Source organism: Hymenobacter sp. 5516J-16 (assembly GCF_022919335.1).
GTDB classification, from domain to species: Bacteria; Bacteroidota; Bacteroidia; order Cytophagales; family Hymenobacteraceae; genus Hymenobacter; species Hymenobacter sublimis.
Genome location: NZ_CP095058.1, coordinates 2,838,152 through 2,859,345, shown reverse-complemented (window position 1 = coordinate 2,859,345; position 21,194 = coordinate 2,838,152). Strand labels below are relative to the sequence as shown.

The 21,194-nt window shown below is 57.0% G+C and carries 15 protein-coding genes and 3 pseudogenes; 8 read left to right on the top strand and 10 right to left on the bottom strand.

Annotation, left to right across the window (positions count from 1 at the left end; genetic code table 11):
- Positions 1–28: 28 nt before the first annotated feature.
- Together MUN84_RS14190 and gldB are read right to left on the bottom strand one after the other, a co-directional pair.
- A complete protein-coding gene (locus MUN84_RS14190; RefSeq protein WP_244694663.1) occupies positions 29–1,249 on the bottom strand; it encodes a glycosyltransferase family 4 protein in 1,221 nt (406 codons plus the stop codon).
- Between the two features lie 2 nt (positions 1,250–1,251).
- A complete protein-coding gene (gene gldB / locus MUN84_RS14185) occupies positions 1,252–2,262 on the bottom strand; it encodes a gliding motility lipoprotein GldB (RefSeq protein WP_244694661.1) in 1,011 nt (336 codons plus the stop codon).
- Between the two features lie 12 nt (positions 2,263–2,274).
- Between gldB and MUN84_RS14180 the strand changes: the two genes are divergently transcribed.
- Complete coding sequence (locus MUN84_RS14180; protein WP_244694660.1) at positions 2,275–2,694, top strand: PorT family protein; 420 nt, start codon at positions 2,275–2,277, stop codon at positions 2,692–2,694.
- The gene (locus MUN84_RS14175) at positions 2,673–3,038 is read left to right on the top strand and encodes a hypothetical protein (RefSeq protein WP_244694658.1); all 366 of its coding nucleotides are present in this window, start codon (positions 2,673–2,675) and stop codon (positions 3,036–3,038) included. The genes MUN84_RS14180 and MUN84_RS14175 overlap by 22 nt, the downstream gene beginning before the upstream one ends.
- A gap of 136 nt (positions 3,039–3,174) precedes the next feature.
- Here the strand turns inward: MUN84_RS14175 and MUN84_RS14170 are convergent, their stop codons facing one another.
- The 4 genes and pseudogenes from MUN84_RS14170 to MUN84_RS14155 all read right to left on the bottom strand — a co-directional run bounded on the left by MUN84_RS14170 (position 3,175) and on the right by MUN84_RS14155 (position 8,975).
- Positions 3,175–5,517 carry a PAS domain-containing hybrid sensor histidine kinase/response regulator gene (locus tag MUN84_RS14170; RefSeq protein WP_244694656.1) on the bottom strand — a complete coding sequence of 781 codons (2,343 nt, stop codon included), beginning with the start codon at positions 5,515–5,517 and terminating at the stop codon, positions 3,175–3,177.
- A gap of 230 nt (positions 5,518–5,747) precedes the next feature.
- A pseudogene (locus tag MUN84_RS14165) lies at positions 5,748–7,354 on the bottom strand (Rne/Rng family ribonuclease).
- A 327-nt stretch (positions 7,355–7,681) separates the two neighbouring features.
- Positions 7,682–8,587 (bottom strand): tetratricopeptide repeat protein, encoded by a 906-nt coding sequence (locus tag MUN84_RS14160; RefSeq protein ID WP_244694655.1) that lies wholly within the window; start codon positions 8,585–8,587, stop codon positions 7,682–7,684.
- A gap of 82 nt (positions 8,588–8,669) precedes the next feature.
- Positions 8,670–8,975, bottom strand: a complete 306-nt coding sequence (locus tag MUN84_RS14155) for an HU family DNA-binding protein (RefSeq protein ID WP_045690055.1) — start codon at positions 8,973–8,975, stop codon at positions 8,670–8,672.
- A 197-nt stretch (positions 8,976–9,172) separates the two neighbouring features.
- Between MUN84_RS14155 and mutY the strand changes: the two genes are divergently transcribed.
- From mutY to recG, 4 genes are all read left to right on the top strand, one after another.
- On the top strand, positions 9,173–10,264 hold the full coding sequence (gene mutY, locus MUN84_RS14150; protein ID WP_244694654.1) for an A/G-specific adenine glycosylase: 1,092 nt from the start codon (positions 9,173–9,175) through the stop codon (positions 10,262–10,264).
- Positions 10,265–10,360: 96 nt separating this feature from the next.
- The gene (locus MUN84_RS14145) at positions 10,361–10,768 is read left to right on the top strand and encodes a single-stranded DNA-binding protein (protein ID WP_244694652.1); all 408 of its coding nucleotides are present in this window, start codon (positions 10,361–10,363) and stop codon (positions 10,766–10,768) included.
- Positions 10,769–10,932: 164 nt separating this feature from the next.
- Positions 10,933–11,529: a gliding motility lipoprotein GldD gene (gldD, locus tag MUN84_RS14140; RefSeq protein ID WP_244694651.1), complete on the top strand. Its 597-nt coding sequence runs from the start codon at positions 10,933–10,935 to the stop codon at positions 11,527–11,529.
- Positions 11,530–11,638: 109 nt separating this feature from the next.
- The gene (gene recG / locus MUN84_RS14135) at positions 11,639–13,738 is read left to right on the top strand and encodes an ATP-dependent DNA helicase RecG (RefSeq protein ID WP_244694650.1); all 2,100 of its coding nucleotides are present in this window, start codon (positions 11,639–11,641) and stop codon (positions 13,736–13,738) included.
- Between the two features lie 138 nt (positions 13,739–13,876).
- On the opposite strand, the gene MUN84_RS14130 is transcribed toward recG, so the two are convergent.
- On the bottom strand, positions 13,877–14,110 hold the full coding sequence (locus MUN84_RS14130) for a hypothetical protein (RefSeq protein ID WP_244694648.1): 234 nt from the start codon (positions 14,108–14,110) through the stop codon (positions 13,877–13,879).
- 394 nt (positions 14,111–14,504) lie between these two features.
- On the opposite strand from MUN84_RS14130, the gene MUN84_RS14125 reads away from it, so the two are divergent.
- On the top strand, positions 14,505–15,059 hold the full coding sequence (locus MUN84_RS14125; RefSeq protein ID WP_244694647.1) for a hypothetical protein: 555 nt from the start codon (positions 14,505–14,507) through the stop codon (positions 15,057–15,059).
- Positions 14,978–15,952: a hypothetical protein gene (locus MUN84_RS14120; RefSeq protein WP_244694646.1), complete on the top strand. Its 975-nt coding sequence runs from the start codon at positions 14,978–14,980 to the stop codon at positions 15,950–15,952. The genes MUN84_RS14125 and MUN84_RS14120 overlap by 82 nt, the downstream gene beginning before the upstream one ends.
- A 267-nt stretch (positions 15,953–16,219) precedes the next feature.
- Here MUN84_RS14120 and MUN84_RS14115 read toward each other — a convergent pair.
- The 3 genes and pseudogenes from MUN84_RS14115 to MUN84_RS14105 form a co-directional block, all read right to left on the bottom strand.
- Positions 16,220–17,649: pseudogene (locus MUN84_RS14115) on the bottom strand (Glu/Leu/Phe/Val family dehydrogenase).
- Positions 17,650–17,879: 230 nt separating this feature from the next.
- Positions 17,880–19,666: pseudogene (locus MUN84_RS14110) on the bottom strand (acyl-CoA dehydrogenase family protein).
- 344 nt (positions 19,667–20,010) lie between these two features.
- Positions 20,011–21,189, bottom strand: coding sequence for an acetyl-CoA C-acyltransferase (locus MUN84_RS14105; protein WP_244694645.1), 1,179 nt, complete (start codon positions 21,187–21,189; stop codon positions 20,011–20,013).
- Positions 21,190–21,194 lie beyond the last annotated feature (5 nt).

Here is a 21,194-nt window from a genome sequence, read left to right as displayed (position 1 = left end):
GGCAGTACATAAGGATGTAACTGTCTTGTCAGCGGGCTTGCTCAAGAATGCGCTGAATGGTCTGGCCTATTCGCTGGCGGTCAAATTGAGTAGCGGCAACCCGCTGCCCCGCCGCCCCTGCAGTCCGCAGCTGGGCGGGGTTACGCAGTATTTCGGCCAGCCGCTCCGTGAGTTTTTCCGCGTTGCCGGCGGGCGTGAACCAACCGCATTTGTGCTGCTCCACCAAGCTCTTGGTCCACCCTTCATTCGTGACTATAACTGGAGTTCCAACGGCTAGACTGTCGTAGAACTTGGCAGGTGAATTAGCATCGAGCACTGGCAGCCCGAGAAATGAAACGACCGATACATCTGCCAGCCGAAACCAGGTAAATACCGCGTGACGGGGCTGGGCCGGCACCAGCCGAATGGCGGAGCAACGGCCAGCCGCCGCTCGTAGCAAAGGCTCATCGTAGCCGTGGCCCATGAATAACCAGACGACATTCGGACACACAAGCGCCAGACGTTCGGCGGCCGCAACCAGCGTAGGAATATCATTGGCGCGCCCGAACGTGCCAGCGTACAAAATTACCTGCCGTCCTTCCAGCCCCTGCTCCTGCCGCAAGGCCGCTACTGCCGCATCGGTGGCCGTGGCTGCTAAGTCTAGGTCGGTTCCGTTCAGAACCGTGTGCACCTTGCCGGGGGCAAAAGCCCAACGAGAGGTAGCGCCAGTCCCAACCTGTTGCACATAGTTTGTCATGTCGGGCGAGAGGGTCATAATGGCCCGCGCTTGCTGGTAGAGCTTGCCTTCTAGCTTGTATAGCTCCCGCCGGGCCAACTTGCTGGGCACCGCGCCCATGGCAATGGGAAAGGAAGGCCACAAATCCTGCACCTCAAACACCCACGGTACCCGGCGCAAACGGGCCACTTGCGCAGCGGCCCAAGCCGCCGTAAGCGGGGTGCTGATACCCCAGATAACGTCGGGCTTGTTTATACGCAACCCTTCCCGCAGGGCGTAGGCAGCGTACTGCCCAAAGGAAAGCACGCGGCGGGCGGAGCCCATGTTGTTCTGGTAAGGCACCGCCGCGGCCCGCATTTCCACTCCTTCCGGTAGCCACGGAAAACGCTCCGTCAGGCGCTGGGGCTCCCAGGTACGGGTGGTAATAAGCGTTACGCGGTGCTGCTGGGCTATTTGGGTCAGCAGCGAGTAGTGCCGGCTGGTGGCTGGGCAGTCGGGGTTGGTGTGGTACTGGCTGAAGACGGCAATATGCATGGCTAGCTGATCCGGCCCCGGTTCTGCTTCGGGCGGTAGCGCGACTCGTTCAGGATGCGCTGGGCGTTTTTCTCGGCCATCAGCTGCTGCAGGGTAACGTTCGGGTGGTCGGCCATGTATTTGCGCACAATCTGCCAGCCAATCCAGGCCCCTACCCTACCGGGACAGGTCTTGTCAATTTCCGGAATATTGGGCCGCTCCCCGATGTACTTCTGAATGGTGAAGGGCGCCGTGTTGTAGAGCAGGTTTTTGTCGATGAAGTGAGCCCAGATCTTTCCTTCGTTGAAACTCACTCCGGCCATTTCCTTGTCGGTGTAGCCCATAATCAGGGAGTCGGGGGTGCAGGGCAGCACTTTTTCAGCGAAGTACAAGGACTTGCCAAACTGCACCATCTCGGCCAGCATGGTTTGGTTGGTGAGCTGCTTCTGGTTGTACTTGCTGCTGATGGCCAGCGCCGCGGTAGGCAGCACGTGCTCCGGGGTGTAGCGCCGTTGAATGTAGCCCGGCACGTTGGGGCGGTAGGCAGCTTTTGGCCCCACAAAGAAATCGGTGCTAATCACCAGCAGACTGTCGTTAACAAACAAATCCTGGCTCAGGCCGCTCACAAAGGTTTTCACGGGCGGCACCCGGAAGCTAGGGAAGTAATAGCGGATGTGCTGAAACATGGGCTGCAACTGCTGCTGCAACTGTTCTGCGCGGAAGGTAGTATCGGCCTGGGTGCCTAACTTTTGCAAACCGGCATTGGTAGCCAAGCGGGCCAGGGTAGTGCTGAGCACACTAGTCGGGTACTGCGCGCTCTGCAAGAACTGCCGGGCAAACAAGCCGTGCTCTTGTATGAAACGCTCGGCGTCCGCCGGATTCTTGATCTGGAAAAAGGGCTTCTCCAGGCGTTCCAGGGCCACCGGAGCCGAAACCTTAGCTACCTCCGGGTTCAGCTCACAATTTTCTTGACCTTCACTACAGGCGGTTAGGCCCAATCCGGCGGCCATTAGGAGTGCCAACAAGGTCCGCATACGGGCAGGAATGTGCATCACGCTTCTATCTTTAAGGCGAAATTAGCCAAAACGAAACGGCTCACCGCCGCGGCTTCGTGTTTCCCTCACTGTAATTCCGCAGTTGCCATGAAAAAAGCCCTGCTCGCCCTCTTAATTAGCGGTGCCACCATCGGCGCGGCCTCCGCTCAGGTTGAAATCGGCCTGAAAGTTTCTCCTTCCATCACGCACCTCCGCGCTAACTCACTCGAGAATGGTCTGCAAAACGAAAAGGCCAAACTCAGCCTGGGTGGCGGCCTTATTGTTGATTATTTCTTCGGCGAAAACTACGCCTTTAGCACTGGCCTGGAGCTAACTGGCAAGGGGGCACTATTAGCTACTTCGACCCCCAGCTTAATGCGCGGCAGCAGCAGAAAATCGGCCTACAGTACTTGCAGGTACCCGTTACGGTGAAGCTGTTCACCAACGACATTGCCACCGATACCAAGCTGTATTTCCAACTTGGCGGTACCCTGGGTGGCGTTATTGCCGGCCGGATTGGAGGCGAAAAGTACTACACCGACCCCGCTACTACCGAGAAGAGCAAGGCCTCCAAACACGTTATCATTCCGGACGCAGGATTACGGGCCGGGCTGGGCGTTGAGCGGCAGTTAGGAAAAAACACAAAGGTATTGGCAGGCCTAAGCTACCACCGCGGGCTGCTCAACATTGATAACTACTTTGAGGACAGCCGGGGCTTCAAGGAAGTAGAGCTGAAGAACTCTGAATTTGCTCTAGACCTAGGTATTAAGTTTTAACCTAGCCCCTGAGCACATAAAAGGCCCGCGTACACTCTTGTACGCGGGCCTTTTATGTGCTCAGGAGCTGGGTCTAAGCGTCATCATTCCACCACCTTTAGCTGGAGGGGCTCAGGTTCCGGGTCAGGAACCGGGCTTACTGGGTGCGGGCATCGGCTGGCAGCTCCTGAGCCAGCTCCTGAAGGGCCCGGCGAATTTGGCTTACTATATGATCTGTGGCGGTTGTGCTGGCCGCCGCAGGCTGCCCAGTGGGCGGAATGTCCTGTTCCAGCTGTTGCATGGCGGGTAGTACCCCTTGAATACCCAACGACTCCACACTGGGCTTTATGTGGTGAACCAGGGCGGCCACCTGGGCCCAGTTGTGGCTGGCGGCGGCAGCTTCCAACTCAACCAAGCTGGCGGGCATGTTGGTCAGAAACGACTGAATGATTTTGTCTACGAAAGCAGCGCGGCCACGGGCCATGGTCTGCAATTTGGCCAGGTCGTAGCTAGTCCCAGAGGCAGGAGTGGCAGGTTGAATTAGGGCCTCCAAGTGCCGGTACAAGTCCTCTTCTTCAAATGGCTTAGTCAGGCAGGCATTCATGCCGGCGGCTAGGTAGCGGGCATTATCAGCCCGGAAGGCGTTGGCCGTTAGGGCCAGAATGGGGATGTTAGCTTGGGCCGGGTCGGGTAGTTTGCGGATGATGGCTGTGGCTTCCAACCCGCTCATGCCGGGCATCTGAATGTCCATCAATACCGCATCATAGGCCCGGTGCTGAAGCATTTCTACACCGACCTGACCATTTTCGGCCTCGTCCACCGCTACTCCCCATTCCTCCAGCAGCATGCGGGCTACGTCGCGGTTGATTTCGTTGTCTTCCACCAGCAGCACGCGCCGCCCGCGCAGGGCGCCGGTATCGAAGGCTGAGTGCACGGCGTCCTGGGTTACAGCGGGCGTACGGGGGAAATCCAACACAAACCGGAAGCGACTACCCTTTCCCGGTTCGCTTTCCACCAGTAAGGTACCTCCCAACTGCTCCACAATGGCGCGCGATATACTCAGTCCCAGCCCCGTCCCTCCGAAACGACGGGTGGTATCGGCGTAAGCCTGGGTAAATCCTTCGAAAATGCGCGTCTGCTGCTCCGGCGGAATGCCTATGCCGGTGTCGGCCACCACAAATTCCACGGTAAGCGTATCGGGGGTAGAGGCCAGCTGGCGGCTGCTGACGGTGATATGGCCGCCAGGCTCCGTGAACTTGATGGCGTTGGCCACCAGATTAATCATAACCTGGTTGATGCGGTATGGGTCGGCGCTAACCCAGGGCAAGGGACACGTGTCGCGCAGGGGCATGGCCGTTACGGTCAGCCCCTTTTCCACGGCCTGCATCACCAGCGGCTGCAACGACTCGCCCAGGGAATCACAGAGGTTAAAGGCCGTTTGCTCGAATTCCAGCTTCCCCGACGTGATTTTGGCCATGTCCAGCACGTCGTTGATGATGGTAAGCAGATGCTGGCCCGAGCTGCGGATAATGCGCACAAACTCCTGCTGGCGGGCATCGAGGCGGGTTTTGGCCAGCTGCCCAGCCATGCCCAGCACCCCGTTCATGGGCGTACGGATTTCATGGCTCATGTTGGCCAGAAAATTCTCCCGGGCCCGCACGGCCGCCTCGGCCTCATCTTTAGCCCGGTTCAACTCCTGCTCTACCAGAATGCGCTTTGTAATATTGACCAAATACAAGTTAGCGTACCCTTCCTCCCCGAAAGGGGCCACAAAAACCGTATAGAAACCTTCGCCTACAGAAATATCCACCTGCCAGGGCTGGCTATGCTCTAAGGCAGTAGCCGCTAGTCCCTGGGCCTTGGCCAGCAACCGAGTCTGGTCGGCTTCGCTCAGGGATTTGAATAGAGAATTGGCCGCTTGATTGGTGTAGAGCAGCTGCCCTGTTCCATCCAGGCGGAAAATAGGGTTAGGGTTCTGCCCCGGAATGCTGGCTACGGCCCGCAGCCGATCCGTGGCCTGGCGATATTCCGTAACGTCGCGCAGCCGGATCAGCACGTTGCTACCCGTGCCAGTATCGGTGGGAATGGGCATAAAGTCCCGCTCTAACACGCGGCCATCGGCCAGCTCCACGGGGTCGTTAAATACGGGCGCTCCTTGCTGCCGCTTGCTATGCACGGCTTGGGCAAAGCGCCCGGGATCTGTGGTAAGCGGCATCAGAATAGTGGTCAGTTCTTGCCAGGGCCGGCCTACCCAGTAGCTGGCGGGCTCCTCTAGCTCCCAGAGCGCACAAAACCGGTCGTTAATCAACGCTATTCGGCCCGCTTCATCCGTGAGCAACACCCCTTCCTGCAGATGGCTGACCAACTGATCCAGGCGGCGTTCGGCGGCGACGGTGGCAGAGGAGGCCTCACGCAAAGCTTCTTCCAGCGCCTGAATCCGCAATTGAGCCTGTTCTAGATCCAAAGGCGAGTCGGCGGCAGTAGCGGAGGTGGAATTCATAGCGGAAGAAACGGCGTCCCCGAAAGTACTAGCTACCCTGCTCAACGGTCCTGAACTCTGGCTGAATGGCTCTTTTTACCCAGCCAATAGGGAGTTCAGGCAAGCGAATAGCTTAGCCTACCCTGAATGTACTACCCGTACCTACCGGCTTAAACCAAAAAGCCCGCGTTGCTTCCTTGCAACGCGGGCTTTTCTTCTATCAGGAGGAGTTTTCTCGCAGAAAAAATCCGTCAGTCAGTTATTTCCAATTCCCGGTCCTGCAACCGGCTCATGGCCGCCGCGGCCGAGTGCAGCTCGATTTCCTCGCCGTGCTCGTCCTCGATGCGGTACTCAGTGAGGCCCAGACTTGTGTCTTTCATCACCTTTACCCACTTGTAATACTTCAGGTACCATTTCATTTGCCGACTTACCAAGCCTTTGGTGTAGTAAGCATGCAGGAAAGGATGCACCGAAAGCGTAATACCCGACTGGTTTTGAGCTACCAGCAGGTCGTCAATGCTGTTGTCGATTTCGTCCGTCACGAGGATGGAAGCCGAAATCTTGCCCGTGCCACCGCAGGTAGGGCACACCTCACCGGTGACAATGGCTTCGGCCGGCCGCACGCGCTGCCGGGTAATCTGAAGCAGGCCAAACTTGGTAATGGGGAGGATGGTGTAGCGGGCCTTGTCCTGCTTCATGATGTGGTGCACCGCATCTTCCACCTTTTTCCGGCTCTCGCCCGACTTCATATCAATGAAATCGACGACGATAATGCCGCCCATGTCGCGCAGCCGGAGCTGGCGGGCTACCTCTTTGGCGGCCGCGAGGTTTACGTGCAGGGCCGTGGCCTCTTGGTCGCCTTCCTGGTTGCTCTTGTTGCCGGAGTTTACGTCGATGACGTGCAGGGCCTCCGTGTGTTCGATGACCAGGTAACCGCCGCCGGGCACGGTCACGGTTTTGCCAAACAGCGTTTTCAGCTGCTTCTCAATGCCGTGCTGCTCGAAAACTTTCACCTTGCCGGTGTGCAGCTTCAGGAGCCCGAGCTTGTCGGGGGCAATCTGCTGCAGGTAGCTGCGCATCTCCTCGTACATCGTCGATGAGTCCACGGTAATGGCATCGAACGATTCGTTGAGCATGTCGCGCAGCATGGAGCTGGTGCGGCCCAGCTCGCCCAGTACCTTGTCGTTGGGCTTGCCCGCGCGCAGGTTCTGGAAGAGGGTTTCCCACTTGCTTACCATGCTTTGCATGTCCTTGTCGAGCTCAGCCACCTCGCGGCCCTCGGCCACGGTGCGGATAATCACGCCAAAGTTGTCGGGTTTGATGGAGGCAATGAGCCGCTTGAGCCGCTCCCGCTCCGTCTTGCTGACAATCTTCTTGGATACGCTGATGGTATTCGAAAACGGAACCAGCACCAGGTAGCGGCCGGCCATGGAAATATCCGTGGACAGGCGCGGGCCCTTGGTGGAAATTGGCTCCTTTACAATCTGAACCAGCAGCTGCTGGCCCTTCTTGAGGGTGTTGTCAATTTTACCGACTTTGTCGAGCGTCCCGTCAAACTGGAAGGTTTTCAGGGGCCGACGGTAATTTTCTGCGATTGTACGCCTTTGCCCCACTTCACCAGGGAGGGAAAATTCTCCCCCAGGTCGCCGTAGTGCAGGAAGGCGTCTTTTTGGTACCCAATGTCAATGAACGCGGCGTTCAGACCGGGCATAACTTTCTTGACCGTGCCCAGGAAGATGTCACCGACTGAGTAGGCGGTGTCGTTGCGGTCGAAATGATATTCGATGAGCCGCTTGTCCTGTAGCAGGGCAATCCGTTCTCCGTCCTGAGTAGAATTAATGATTAATTCGTTACTCAATGGATTAAGCGGTTAGAGTAGCACCCGGCGAAAGCAACTGCCCTACCTCCCCGAAACCCGTAAAGGGAAGCCAGTGCATAACAGCACCGGCTTCCCTTCCAAGCCAGGGGGAAAGCATATAGCTAGCCACTCTCCGAGATACTAAGTGAGAGATAGACGAGGACGTTTCCCACAGGAAATCCGCGCCAGCAAACCCCGGAAGGGCTTACTTCTTCTTGTGACGGTTCTTGCGCAGACGCTTCTTCCGCTTGTGAGTGGCAATCTTATGACGCTTTCTCTTTTTACCGCAGGGCATGAGTTGAGATGGTTAAGGGTTGTAAAAAATACTTAGTTCAGCTTTTGCAATTGCTCATCCACTGAAGCCGCCAGAGCGGGGTCGGTGCTGAGGCTTTTGGCCTTCTGGAAGGCTTTGCGGGCTTCTTCTTTGGCCCCGGTCTGGGCTAAAGAGACGCCAAGATAGAACTGTCCGTTGACGTTTTCAGTGTTAACGTTCACCAGTTCCCGGAAACGCTCCACGGCCTTATCGTACTGGCTGCTTTGAATGGCCAGTAAGCCAAGGTTATACAGCGCCTTTTCGTTGCGAGGATCCGCGGCCAGAACTTCTCGGAGCAACGTAATGCCCTGCACCGGATTGTCGCTGGCCATGTAGGCCATACCCAGGTTGGTTTTGGCGTCAAGGTTGTCGGGATTGTTTTTCAAGACTTTCCCGTACAGTTCCTGGCACTTGGCCCCCAGCAGTTTCTGCCGCTCCTCCGTAGCCGCGAAGCTGTAGGCTTCGAAGTACTCATCGGCGGCCCGCTGCCAGGCTTGCTCACCGGGGCGAGCAATGGCAACCTGCTCGAAGTAATACCCGGCGCTGTCGAACTTCTCGACGGCCTTGTACTTGGCCGCCAGCTCCTGAGCCAACCGCAGGCGGCCCGTCAAGTCGGCGCCCGAGGCCTCATACTTCGCCAGCAACCCATTGATTTCCTGGCGCTGAGCAGCAGGCACCGTCATGTGCGGCTGCTCAGGCCCAACCGTTGTGGGCTGCTCTCCGGAGGAAGCTATGGCTTTGGAACCGTTGGTAGCAGGTCCGCCGCCGTCGCGGTTGGCAGTTTGCGCCGCATCTTGGGCCAGTTCCCCTCGCCCTTCTTTGGGCTTGACAACTACCTTCGGCAACAAAAACAAACCGGCCACCAGCGCAACCGCCAGGGCCAGAATCAGGAGTTGGTGCTTGGAAGAATTGGTAGTCATTAGCAGGAAAAAAAGCCGGCCGCCGGAGTTCCGAAACTGGAATTCCCGGCGGCTCAGCCGGCAATATTACAACAAGTGCGGGTTAGGCGTTGGCCGTTTCCTTGATCTTCTTGCTGTTTTTGATTTTGCCGATGAAAGTTTTCGACGGCTTGAAGCTCGGGATGAAATGCTCGTCGATGATGATCGACGTGTTTTTCGAGATGTTACGGGCGACTTTCTTCGCGCGCTTTTTGTTCACGAAGGAGCCAAAGCCACGCACGTAGATGTTGTTGCCGTCGGCCATGGAGTCCTTCACAACTTTGAAGAAGGCTTCTACGGTAGCCGAAACGTCTGCCTTTTCAATGCCAGTTTTGTCGGCAATTTCGGCGATTACTTCTGCTTTAGTCACGCTGGTAAGTGTACTAGGGAGTGAAAAATATTGTGTTGGCAAAATGATGCCGTCCTCAAAACGTAAGCACTTGCCCGGTAAGAGTTTGCCTACGTTTTGAGGGCACAAAGGTAGCCCCCTTTTTCGGTTTTACAAATGGTTTTCGTGCAATCCGTTCTGCTTCCCCGGTTGCATCCAACTTATTCTTTCTCAAAGCCTTGACATTTTCTTTAACTGCTCCTAACCAATCGTGGTTCGCGGGGGCGCTGCTGAACTGGTATCCGCGCCACCGCCGCGACCTACCCTGGCGTCATACCCGCGACCCATATGCCATTTGGCTGTCGGAGGTAATTCTGCAGCAAACCCGGGTGAAACAGGGCCTGCCCTACTACCTCGATTTCATCACCAGCTACCCCACCGTGCACGACCTGGCCGCGGCTCCGCAAGATGAGGTGCTGCGCCACTGGCAGGGCCTGGGCTACTACTCCCGGGCCCGCAACATGCACCACACGGCCCAGCAGGTAGTGCAGGAGTACGGCGGGCAGTTTCCGGGTTCTTATGGGGAGTTGCTGAAGCTGCGCGGTGTGGGCCAGTATACGGCCGCCGCCATTGCCTCCTTCGCCTACGATGAGCAAGTAGCAGTGCTCGATGGCAACGTGTACCGGGTGTTGGCCCGGGTGTTTGGTCTGACCCAGGACATTGCGGCGCCGGCCAGCCGGAAGGTGTTTCAGCAACTGGCCGATACATTGATTCCGGCGGACCACCCAGCGGAGTTCAACCAGGCTATTATGGAGTTTGGAGCCATTCAGTGCACGCCTCTGAAGCCAGATTGCCTGTTTTGCCCGCTGCAAAGCCAGTGCTACGCCTTCCAGCACGGCATGGTGCAAGAGCTACCCGTAAAGAGCAAGGCCAAAGCCGCCCGTACCCGTTATTTCCACTACTTGGTGCTACGGCACGGGAACACCCTGTATTTGCGCAAGCGCGGCCCCAAGGATATCTGGGAGGGCCTGTATGATTTTGCCTTGCACGAAGACGATACGGCCGAACTACCCGCCCCAACGCTAGTAGAAGCGGTAGAAAAGTTAGGCGGCCGGCTGGCGGCTAACCACGCGGAGGAGCCCGTGCGCAGCTTGCGCCATGTGCTAAGCCATCAGAAGGTAGAAGCCAAGTTTCACCCGGTGTGGCTGGCGGAGCCCCTACCTTCCGCGGCGTTACTGGCTACCGGCCTGCTACCCTACCAAGCGGCTGAGATTGAGGAACTGCCCAAACCCATGCTTATAGCTAACTATATTAGCAATATTAGCACCTAACCAACTAAATTATTTGGTATTTTAAATAGTAATTCGTATATTTATAACAGGAAATACATCTTCATTTACAGCAATAACCAACTCACTACCAATAGCATGGCAGGCGTAAACAAAGTTATTTTAGTCGGTAACTTAGGCAAAGACCCAGAAGTACGGCACTTGGAAGGTGGTACCAGCGTAGCCCATTTCACGCTGGCTACCAATGAATACTACAAAGACAAGCAGGGCAACCGCGTAGAGCGTACGGAATGGCACAACATTGCCGCGTGGCGGGGCCTGGCGGAGCTGGCCGAGAAGTACTTGCGCAAAGGCCAGCAGGTGTACGTAGAGGGCAAGATCCGGACCCGGCAGTACCAGGATAAGGACAACCAGACGCGCTACATCACGGAAATCATTGCCGATGAAATTTCCATGCTGGGCGGTCGGCCTCAGGGGGCGAAAGCGCTTCTCCTCAACCGGCCACCACAGAAGCTCCTACTACCTTCCGCCAGGAACCGGAACTAGACCAGTTGCCGTTCTAAGTCTGCGCAGCTTAACCCTTCGCACAAGCCCCGGTTTCTGCCGGGGCTTTTTGCGTTTTCGGGCGCGCGCTTGGCCAGGGGCGAAAACGGTGAACCTCTGCGCTGCTTTCTTAGCTACCTTTGATTACTCATTTGCTTTTGCTTCGCATGGCCGTTTATCCAATGCTGCGTGCTGGGGGTGCAGTTCTCGCTTTGCTGGCCCTAGCCGCCGGCTGCACCTCTACCCCTGACTTTACGCCCAAGCCGAAAGGCTACAACCGCATCGACCTGCCCCCGCATGCCTACCAGCAGTTGGGGCCCGGCCACCCGTATCAGTTTGAGTACTCGCGCTACGCCAAGATTCTGCGCGACTCCTCCTACCTGGCCCAACCCCACTGGATTAACGTGTACTACCCCTCGTTGCAGGCTAACGTGCAGGTGACATACGCCAGCCTAGCCGGCAAGCCCCAACTCTACAGCAAGCTGCTGGAAGATGCCCGCAAGCTCACCAGCAAGCACGAAATAAAAGCTACGGCCATCGACGAGAACGTGCTCAAAACGCCCCACGGCATGCGCGTATCCGTGTTTGAGCTGCAGGGCGAGGTACCTAGCCAGTTTCAGTTTTATACCACCGACAGCACCAAGCACTTTTTCCGGGGCGCCCTCTACTTCCGGACTGCTACCGCTAACGATTCGCTGGCGCCGGTGATTGATTACGTTAAGCAGGACATCGTGCGCATGCTGAACACGCTGCACTATCAATAAGCCACTGGGTTATCGTCACTGGCTGTTAGCTTTGTTTTGACAGCATGTAGAGTCCACAATCATCAATAACAGCTAACAGCTAACGGCCAACAGCTAACAGCTGATTAGAATGAGTAACTTCTTTCAAACCAAGATAGAATTTCTGCGCGGCGTGGGGCTGCAGCGGGCTCAGCTTCTGCAGAAAGAGTTGGGCCTGTTCACCTACGGCGACCTAATTCAGCGCTACCCTTTCCGCTACCTCGACCGCACCCAGTTCTACAACATCTGCGACTTGCACGATGACCTGCCCTACGTGCAAGTGAAAGGCATCCTGCGCGGGCGGGAGGTAGTAGGCGAAGGACCCAAGAAGCGCATGGTAGCCAAGCTCGCCGATGCCAGCGGGGAGCTGGACCTCGTGTGGTTTAAGGGCGTGAACTACCTGGAAAAGATCATCAAGAATCACCAGGAGTACATTGTCTTTGGCAAGCCAACCATGTTTAACGGGCGGCCCCAGATGGCTCATCCCGAGCTGGAGGAGGTCACGGAGGCCAAGGCTGGCCAGAGCTACCTGCAGCCGGTGTACAACACCACCGAAAAGCTCAAAAATTACCATCGGGTTGACAGCAAGGCCATTGCCCGCATGGTGGCCGACCTGCTCAAGCTGGCCCTGCCCCAGGTGCACGAAACCCTGTCGCCGGACCTGATTCAGCAGTACGGGCTGATGGAGAAGGCCATGGCGCTCCAGCAGATTCACTTCCCGCAAAGCACGGAGCTTCTCCAGACGGCCCGGTTCCGGTTGAAATTCGAGGAGCTGTTTTACGTGCAGCTCAAGCTGCTACGCCAGAAAGATCAGCGCAAAGTCACGCTGGCCGGCCAGATTTTCAAGGAAGTGCCTACCCTCGTGCACTTCTACAAAAACGTAATGCCCTTCGATCTGACGGGCGCCCAGAAGCGGGTTATTCACGACATCTACAAGGATTTCTGCTCGGGCCAGCAGATGAACCGCCTCCTACAGGGCGACGTAGGCTCGGGCAAAACCATTGTAGCCTTTATCAGCATGCTCATGGCCGCCGACAACGGGGCGCAGAGCTGCCTGATGGCGCCTACCGAAATTCTGGCCGATCAGCACTACGTGGGCCTGAAGCACTTTGCCGATATGTTGGGGCTGAAAATTGGCAAGCTCACGGGCAGTACCCGCACCGCTGAGCGCCGTGTCCTGCATGAGCAACTCCGCTCCGGCGAAATGCACATGCTGGTGGGTACCCACGCCTTGCTGGAAGACGTGGTGCAGTTCCGGAACCTGGGCCTGACGGTGATGGACGAACAGCACCGCTTTGGGGTAGCGCAACGCTCCAAGCTTTGGCAGAAAAACCCCCACGTAATTCCCCACGTGCTGGTGATGACGGCCACGCCTATTCCGCGCACCCTGGCCATGACCCTGTACGGCGACCTGGACGTATCGGTGATTGACGAGCTACCGGCCGGCCGTAAGCCCATCGTCACGGTGCACCGCTTCGACTCGAACCGACTGAAAGTGTTTGGCTTTCTGCGCGACCAAATCAAACTTGGCCGCCAGGTCTACATCGTGTACCCACTGATTGAGGAAAGCGAAACCATGGCCGACTACAAGGACCTGATGGATGGGTACGAAAGTGTAGCACGTGCCTTCCCGGAGTTCCAGATCAGCATTGTGCACGGACGCATGAGCGCTGCCGAAAAGGACGCCGAAATGCAGCGGTTCGTGAAAAACGAAACCCAGATTATGGTAGCCACTACCGTTATCGAGGTAGGCGTAAACGTGCCCAACGCCTCCGTAATGGTGATTGAGAGCACCGAGCGGTTCGGTCTCTCACAGCTGCACCAGCTGCGGGGCCGGGTGGGCCGCGGGGCCGACCAGAGCTATTGCATTCTGATGAGCGGCTACAAGCTCAGCAAGGACTCGCGCACCCGCATTGAGACGATGGTACGCACCAACAACGGTTTTGAAATTGCCGACATCGACCTGAAACTGCGCGGCCCCGGCGACCTGATGGGCACCCAGCAAAGCGGCGTACTAGATTTGCTGATTGCTGATCTGGCCAAGGATGGGCGCATTCTAACTGAGAGCCGGGCGGCCGCGCAGCAACTCATTAACGAAGATCCTGGCCTTAGTAAACCCGAAAACCTGGCTATTCGCCGCCACATTGAGAGCCTACCTGCTACGGCCGTTAACTGGAGCCGAATTAGCTAAGCCGGGCGCAGCACTAGCCAGGAAATAAAGAAAAGCCGTCCCGGCTGGGGAAGTAGTACTTCCCCAGCCGGGACGGCTTTTTGCCGGAATGGACACAAAAAAAGCGACTTCTAAGAAAGTCGCTTACCGGTAGCTAGATTATTCAAGCGTATTGGCGGTTGTTGCGGGAGCTGTGGTTTGCCAGAAGCGGGAACCACCTCCCGGAATCTGTCGCTTGACCGAATTCTGGCCCTCCGACAAGGAAGCATTTTGAACTGGAACTTGCCAGCTACTGCGCACTGCCTTGGCCGCCACCGGAACGGTTGAATGCTGGCTTAGTTTGCCGAGGATGACAAGCGAAATCATGAGAGAAAAACGAAGTAAAGATTTCATAGCGTATTGCTGATTTAGGGCGGCCCGAGGGCTTACAAACTTCGAGCCAGACTAGCTTCGGTTACAAGGCGTTAGTAGTGAAAAAGGAGGAAGAAAATCCATATAAAACGCTGGCGTGCAGGCATAAACAACGAAAATATTCGTGTTCAGGGCTCGTCTTTACTACCTCATTTCCTGACTGATTTTTCCGGACTCTTTCAGTATCGGGTGCAAAGATCAACTATTCCCTGGGCTTTTTGCTGCCCTCAGAGTTAAGCCTGCATGAATATTCCGTTATCGGGCCAAGGGCTGACTTACCCGGCGCAAGGTGTAGGAGAGTGCCGCTGAAGTTGGATATCTTTGGAAGATATAGTTCTCATTTTTCGCGTCTTCGCTTACTTAATTCCCTTTTTCCGTGCGTTTTTCCTTTGTACTCGCAGCCGGTTTTTCGCTGGCTAGCCTACTAACGAATCTGACCCCAGCGGTAGGACAACGGGTGAAATCAGCGCCCTTCAGCTACGTGCCAGAACGCGCCGACGACCGGTACAACCAGCGCGTGACCCGGAAAACCCTGGCTCTACCCTCCGGTGGCTTCGTGATACTGGCGCATAAATCGGGTACGGAGTACGCCGTGGAGCGCTACGACGCGGACTTGAAGCGTCTGTGGAGTACGCCCCTAGCCCTGGCCGCCGGCGAAGCTGTGGACGGATTTGCGCGCAGCAGTGGGCAAGCGCTGGTCGTGACGCACGCCACCGGAGCCGCCCAGCAGCTCTCAGCCTATAGCCTAGACCTCAGTAATGGCCAGAAAAGCCCGGTTAAAAAGCTGACTGAAACCGGCCCGCGCGACCGGCGCCCTGGCGTGGCCTTCTCCCCGACGGTACCAAGCTGGTGGTGTGGCGCTACCTCACCCGCAACGAGCAGATTAGGGCCATCAGCGCTAGCGTGTACGATGAGAAGCTGCTCAAGCTAAAGGACCGCACCTATGATTTCCATGATCAGGGCGGCTTCTTTTCCACTACCGTGGAAGTCGGCAACGATGGTTCGCAGTTTGTGACGCTCGTTAGTGACGGAATGAAGAAGCTTACCGTTCGCCGCTACCGCAACGATTCGCCGGAAGTTAAGGTGATGTCCGTGTCGGTTGGTGGCACGTTCGGCGGCAAGGAAGTCAACGTATTTGACTCCCGTTTTTCTCTGCAGCCCGACAACATCCTCTACGCCGCCGCCATTTGCAACGAGCGAGAAAGCGGCCTGTATCACAGCCTGAAAGTGGTAAAGTTTGACTTTTCGGGTGAGGGTGAAATGAAGTTTGCCCCCGAAGTGAAGTTCAGTCCTGAATATTTGGCGGAAACCAACAAGGTCACGGGTGCCACGGCCAAGCGCCTGGAGGATGTGTACCTGACGGACCTGCTGCTGACTGACGAGAAGCAGCTGGTGGTGGTATGCGAAAAGAAGTACGAGGAAGGCGGCGACGACTCCCCCGGCCACACCCGGGAACTGCACTTGTTCGGTTACAACGAGTTTCAGACGCCTTCCTGGCACCGCATCATTGCCAAAGACCAGGTAGCTCCGGCCGCCGAGGGCTTCAGCAGCATCGGCTACCGGGCCGCCGTGTTCGGGCCCGATATTCAGGTGGTGACCTGGGAAAAAATCAAAAATAAGTCAGACCTGTACCTGCGCCGCGTGAACGCGCAAACGGGCGCAGTGCAGGAGCCGAAAGGCCTCGGGCTCAACGTGGCTTCCGACCAAAATCCGTCGTACGTCAAGGATTTTACTACCTGGCTCGACGCCAAAACAATTATTGGCGTCAGCCGGCCCAGCAAGAAATCTGCTTCGCTGATGCTGAATAAAATTGCCGTAAAGTAGGCGTTATTCCCGCAATAAAAACACGGTGGCTCCTTCACTAAACAGGCCGCTCCCGGTGTCGGGAGCGGCCTGTTTGGCTTACTTAGGTTGCGTGGATAACAGAAAATTTTGAGTTAAGAAAGACCGTCATGCAGAGCCGGAGGCGAAGCATCTCGCTTGAATTGTTGGGTTACCATTGCAGCCTCAGCACGCGAAATGCTTCACCTGCAGCTCTGCATGACGGTATTCTAAATTCACTGCCCGCACAGCTTAGAACTGGCCGACGGCTTACGGAAAGATGCCCAGCGACTGATAGCTGACGCCAATCTTCTCGATGGCGCTGTAGAAGGCAGCCGTGCGTAGGTCTGTAATGCCGTTTACCTCATCCATCACCTTCCGGATGTTCTGGTAGGCCGTAATCATGGTGTCTTCCAGGCCGGAGCGCACGAGGTCAATCTCGTCGGCGCCGTGCACAATGAGCTGGCGTTCCTCGGGGTAATGGTCTTGCCCGTGGTGCGCTCAATAGTGGTTACCAGACGGCGCATGGCGCCTTCCTCGGCCCGCTTGCCCATCCGCCCGAAGCGCACGTTCGAGAGGTTCTTCAGCCACTCAAAGTACGATACGGTTACGCCGCCAGCGTTGAGGTAGAGGTCGGGTAGAATGACGATGCCCCGCTCCAGCAGAATCTTCTCGGCGCCCTGGGTGGTAGGACCATTGGCTCCCTCGGCAATGATTTTGGCTTTAATATTCGCGGCGTTGCCCTCATGAATCTGGTTTTCAAGGGCGGCCGGCAGCAGCACGTCGCACTCCCGTTCCAGTAAGTCCAGGGAGTTTTCCACGTTCTCCGCTCCCACGAAGCCCAGGATGGAACCCGTCTCTTCCCGGTGCTTGAATACGGCCGCTACATCTAGCCCACTAGCGCTGAAAATACCGCCCTCCCGCTCTGCTATACCCGTAATGACGGCTCCCGCCTCTTGGCAAAAGTGAGCGGCATAGTACCCCACATTGCCCAGGCCCTGCACAATAATACGCTTGCCAGCAATGCCGCTAGGCAGGCCCATCTTCTCCAGCATGGGCTCGTCCAGTAGCAACTCACGCAGCCCATAGAATACCCCCAGGCCGGTGGCTTCCGTCCGGCCCCGAATGCCGCCCTGGCCCACCGGTTTACCAGTCACGCAGCCGAGGGCGTTGGTGTCGCCGTACTTAAAGGTCATGTACGTATCGGCAATCCAGGCCATTTCCCGGCTGCCCGTACCGTAGTCGGGAGCGGGTACATCCATGCCGGGGCCAATCAGATTTTTCTTGATCAGTTCACTGGCGTAACGGCGCGTAACGCGTTCCAAGGTTTGCACCGAGGTAGTACGCGGATTGATTTTTACCCCACCTTTCGCGCCGCCAAATGGCACGTCTACCAGGGCGCACTTGAAGGTCATGAGGGTAGCAAGGGCCATTACTTCCTCCTCATCCACATACACGCTGTAGCGGATGCCGCCTTTGCTAGGCAGCTTATGGTGGCTGTGTTGCACCCGAATGCCCTCGAATACTTGCACGCTCCCATCTACCTCAACCGGGAAGTTCACCTTATAAATACTGTTACACACCCGAATCTGGGCAATGATGCCGGGGTCCAGCTTCGAGAAGCTGGCCGCATGATCATAAAACCGCAGCACACTTTCGTAAAAGTCCTTGCCTTTTACTTGCTCGTTGGCGTTGCTCATAAGAAGTGGAAGGTTGATGGTGGGTAGTCTACTATGCAACGGCTGAGATAAGTGCCGCGTTGTCGTTGAGTAGCCCCTCCCTGCCTCCAACTTACCTACCGGGCAATATGAGCAGACCAACAAAAAAGCCGCTCCCGAACACGGAAGCGGCTTTGAACGCACCAGGAGCGTAAGTTGGGGAGCCGCCTGCCAGCAGCCCTACCCTTCTCTGCACCCGATAAACTAGTGAGTTAGTACACGTACTCGTTGGCGGCAATCAGCACGTCGGCAATGCGGCGGCGGGCGTCCTTGGCGTTGTAGAGGTCGGCTTTGGTGAAGCGCTTTAGGCCCATGGCTAGCAGGCGCTGCTCGTCGCCTTCGGTCATGGAAGCAATGGCGTCCTTGCCGAACTTGTTCACCAGGTCTACCGTGTCGTAGAGGTACACGCGGGCAATATCCATTTGGGTGGCCAGTGCCTCCTCGCCTTTCACACCCGCTTCTTTCTCCACGCGCAGCAGCGTGCTTTCGGCCGTGTACACTTTAATAGCCATGTCGGCAATGTTCATGAGTACTTCCTGCTCCTTAGCCAGGGAGTTCATGTACTTCTGCACGGCCGTGCCCGCTACCATTAGAATGGCCTTCTTCAGTTTCTGAATGGTTTTCTTCTCGGCGGCGAACAGACCGGTTTCCTCCTCGAGGTTGAAATCCGGAATAGCCATCAGCTCCTGCTGCACGGCCTGGGCGGGGCCCATCAAGTCCAGCTCACCTTTCATGGCCTTTTTCAGGATCATGTCTACGGCCAGCATGCGGTTGATTTCGTTCGTACCCTCGAAGATGCGGTTGATGCGCGAATCCCGGTAAGCGCGGTCCATGGGGTAGTCGGCCGAGAAGCCGTAGCCACCGTACACCTGCACGCCTTCGTCCACTACGTAGTCGAGCACCTCGGAGCCTTCTACCTTCAGAATGGCGCACTCCACGGCAAACTCGCGGGCCGCACCCAGCAAGGCTTCGTTGTGGCTCTGACCCTTCGCCAGCAGTTCCTGCTCCATGCGGGCAATGTCCATACCGGCGCGGTAAATAGCCGACTCCACGGCGTAAATGCGCACGGCCTGCTGGGCCAGCTTGTACTTGATAGCACCGAACTTGCTGATGGGCAGCTTGAACTGTACCCGCTCGTTGGCATACTTCACGCTCAGGGTAGCGGCCATTTTGGTGGCGCCCAAGCAAGCAGCGGCCAGCTTAATGCGGCCAATGTTCAGGATGTTGAAGGCAATGAGGTGGCCTTTGCCAATTTCGCCCAGTACTGCCGACTTCGGCACTTTCACATCGGACAGAAACACTTGGCGGGTAGAGGAGCCCTTGATGCCCATCTTGTGCTCCTCGTTGCCAAGGCTCAGACCAGGCGTGTTCCGCTCCACAATGAAGCCGGTGAACTTGTCGCCGTCTACCTGCGCAAACACGATGAATACGTCGGCGAAACCACCGTTGGTAATCCACATTTTCTGGCCGTTGAGCACGTAATGCTCGCCGTCCTCGGTGGGCATGGCTTTGGTTTTGGCGCCCAGAGCGTCGGAACCGGAGCCAGGCTCAGTGAGGCAGTAGGCCCCCATCAATTCCCCACTGGTCAGGCCGGGCAGGTACTTGGCCTTCTGCTCCTCGTTGCCGAAGTACAGAATAGGTAGCATGGCAATACCGGTATGAGCCGCAAAAGCCACCGGGAAAGAGTGGCCGCCACCAACGCCTTCCGTCACGCGCAGGGAGGTAGTGAAGTCCATATCTAGGCCGCCAAACTGCTCCGGAATGCTCACCCCGAACAGGCCCAACTCGCCAGCTTTTTCCATCAGGCCGCGCATCAGTCCTTCTTCGTGGTTGTCGAGGCGCTCCAGCAGGGCTGCACTTCCTTCTCCACGAAGTCTAGGGCCGTCTGGTGCATCATGTTCTGCTCCTCCGAGAAATCGGCGGGGGTAAATACGTCCTGCGCGGCGGTTTCTTTAATGATGAACTCGCCGCCTTTCACAAGCTTGTTGGTTACTTCCATGACCGGGTGAGATGTTGGATTGGAGAAAATCGAAGTCGAAAAAGAAAAGAAGATGCTCGGCTTGCCTACTATTTGGCGGTGAGCTAGCCGCGCTGTTCTGTTGTACCGAAAGATACAAAAATATGTTATGCTTGCCGACTACTTCACGAAAAGAAAACCCCGGTTTAGCGGGGAATCCTTTCTGAGTGTACTGCCGAACGAAGTAGAGACACAATGGTTAAGCCTCGTCGTTATTGACATTGCTTAACCGGCGCGGTGCCAGCCGTTCAGCTTGTGCCGTGAGCGGCTGAGTTTTCCGCCCCCACTTGGTTACGGACCGCTCACGGCACAGGCTGCAATGGGTACTACTTCAGCAGCTCGTAGATGCCGGCCACGCCCTGGCCGCCGCCTACGCAGGCGGTTACCATGCCGTACTTCTGGCCCCGCTCGCGTAGTTCGTGGAACAGCTGAATGCTGAGCTTAGCGCCGGAGCAGCCCAGCGGGTGGCCCAAGGCAATAGCACCGCCGTTCACGTTCAGCTTGCTCTCGTCAATATCCAGCTCGCGGGTAATGGCAATGGACTGGGAAGCAAAGGCCTCGTTCAGCTCAATTAGGTCAATGTCTTGGAGCTGCATGCCGGCCTGCTTCAGCGCCTTCGGAATGGCCTTAATGGGCCCCATACCCATGATGCGTGGGTCGATGCCCTCAGTGGCATAGGTAATCATGCGGGCAATGGGCTCCAGGTTCAGCTCCTTCACCATGCGCTCCGACATCACCAGCACAAAGGCCGCGCCATCAGAAGTTTGTGAGGAGTTGCCGGCCGTTACCGAGCCGTTTTGAGCGAATACCGGGCGCAACTTGGCCAGCGCTTCCAAAGAAGTATCAGCCCGGGGACCTTCGTCGGTATCGACTACGTAGGAGCGGGTTTTCTTCTTGCCGGTGGCTTGGTCGAGATAGGTTTCCTCTACCGTGATGGGCACAATCTGCTCCTTGAACTTGCCCGCCTGAATGGCTTTGATGGCCTTCTGGTGGGAGTTGTAGGCAAACTGGTCCTGGTCCTCGCGGGACACTTTGTAGTCCTGCGCCACAGCTTCGGCCGTGAGGCCCATGCCGAGGTAGTAGTCGGGGTGTTGCTGGGCGAGCTTGTAGTTGGGCACCGTTTTCCAGCCTACGGTGGGTACCATGCTCATGCTCTCGGTTCCACCCGCCACAATGCAGTCGGCCATACCCGCCGTGATTTTGCTGGCGGCCATGGCAATGGTTTCCACGCCGGAACCGCAATAGCGGTTCACGATGAGGCCCGATACATTCATGGGCAGGGCCAACAGGGAAATCAGGCGGCCCATTTGCAGGCCCTGCTCGGCCTCCGGCACGGCGTTGCCCACCATCACGTCGTCAATGCGCGTGGGGTCGAGGGCGGGCACGGAGGCTACCAGGTGCTTGATAACGTCGGCGGCGAGGTCATCGGGGCGGGTGAAGCGGAAACCACCGCGGGTGGCTTTGCCCACGGCCGTGCGGTAACCAGCTACGATATATGCATTCATGTTTT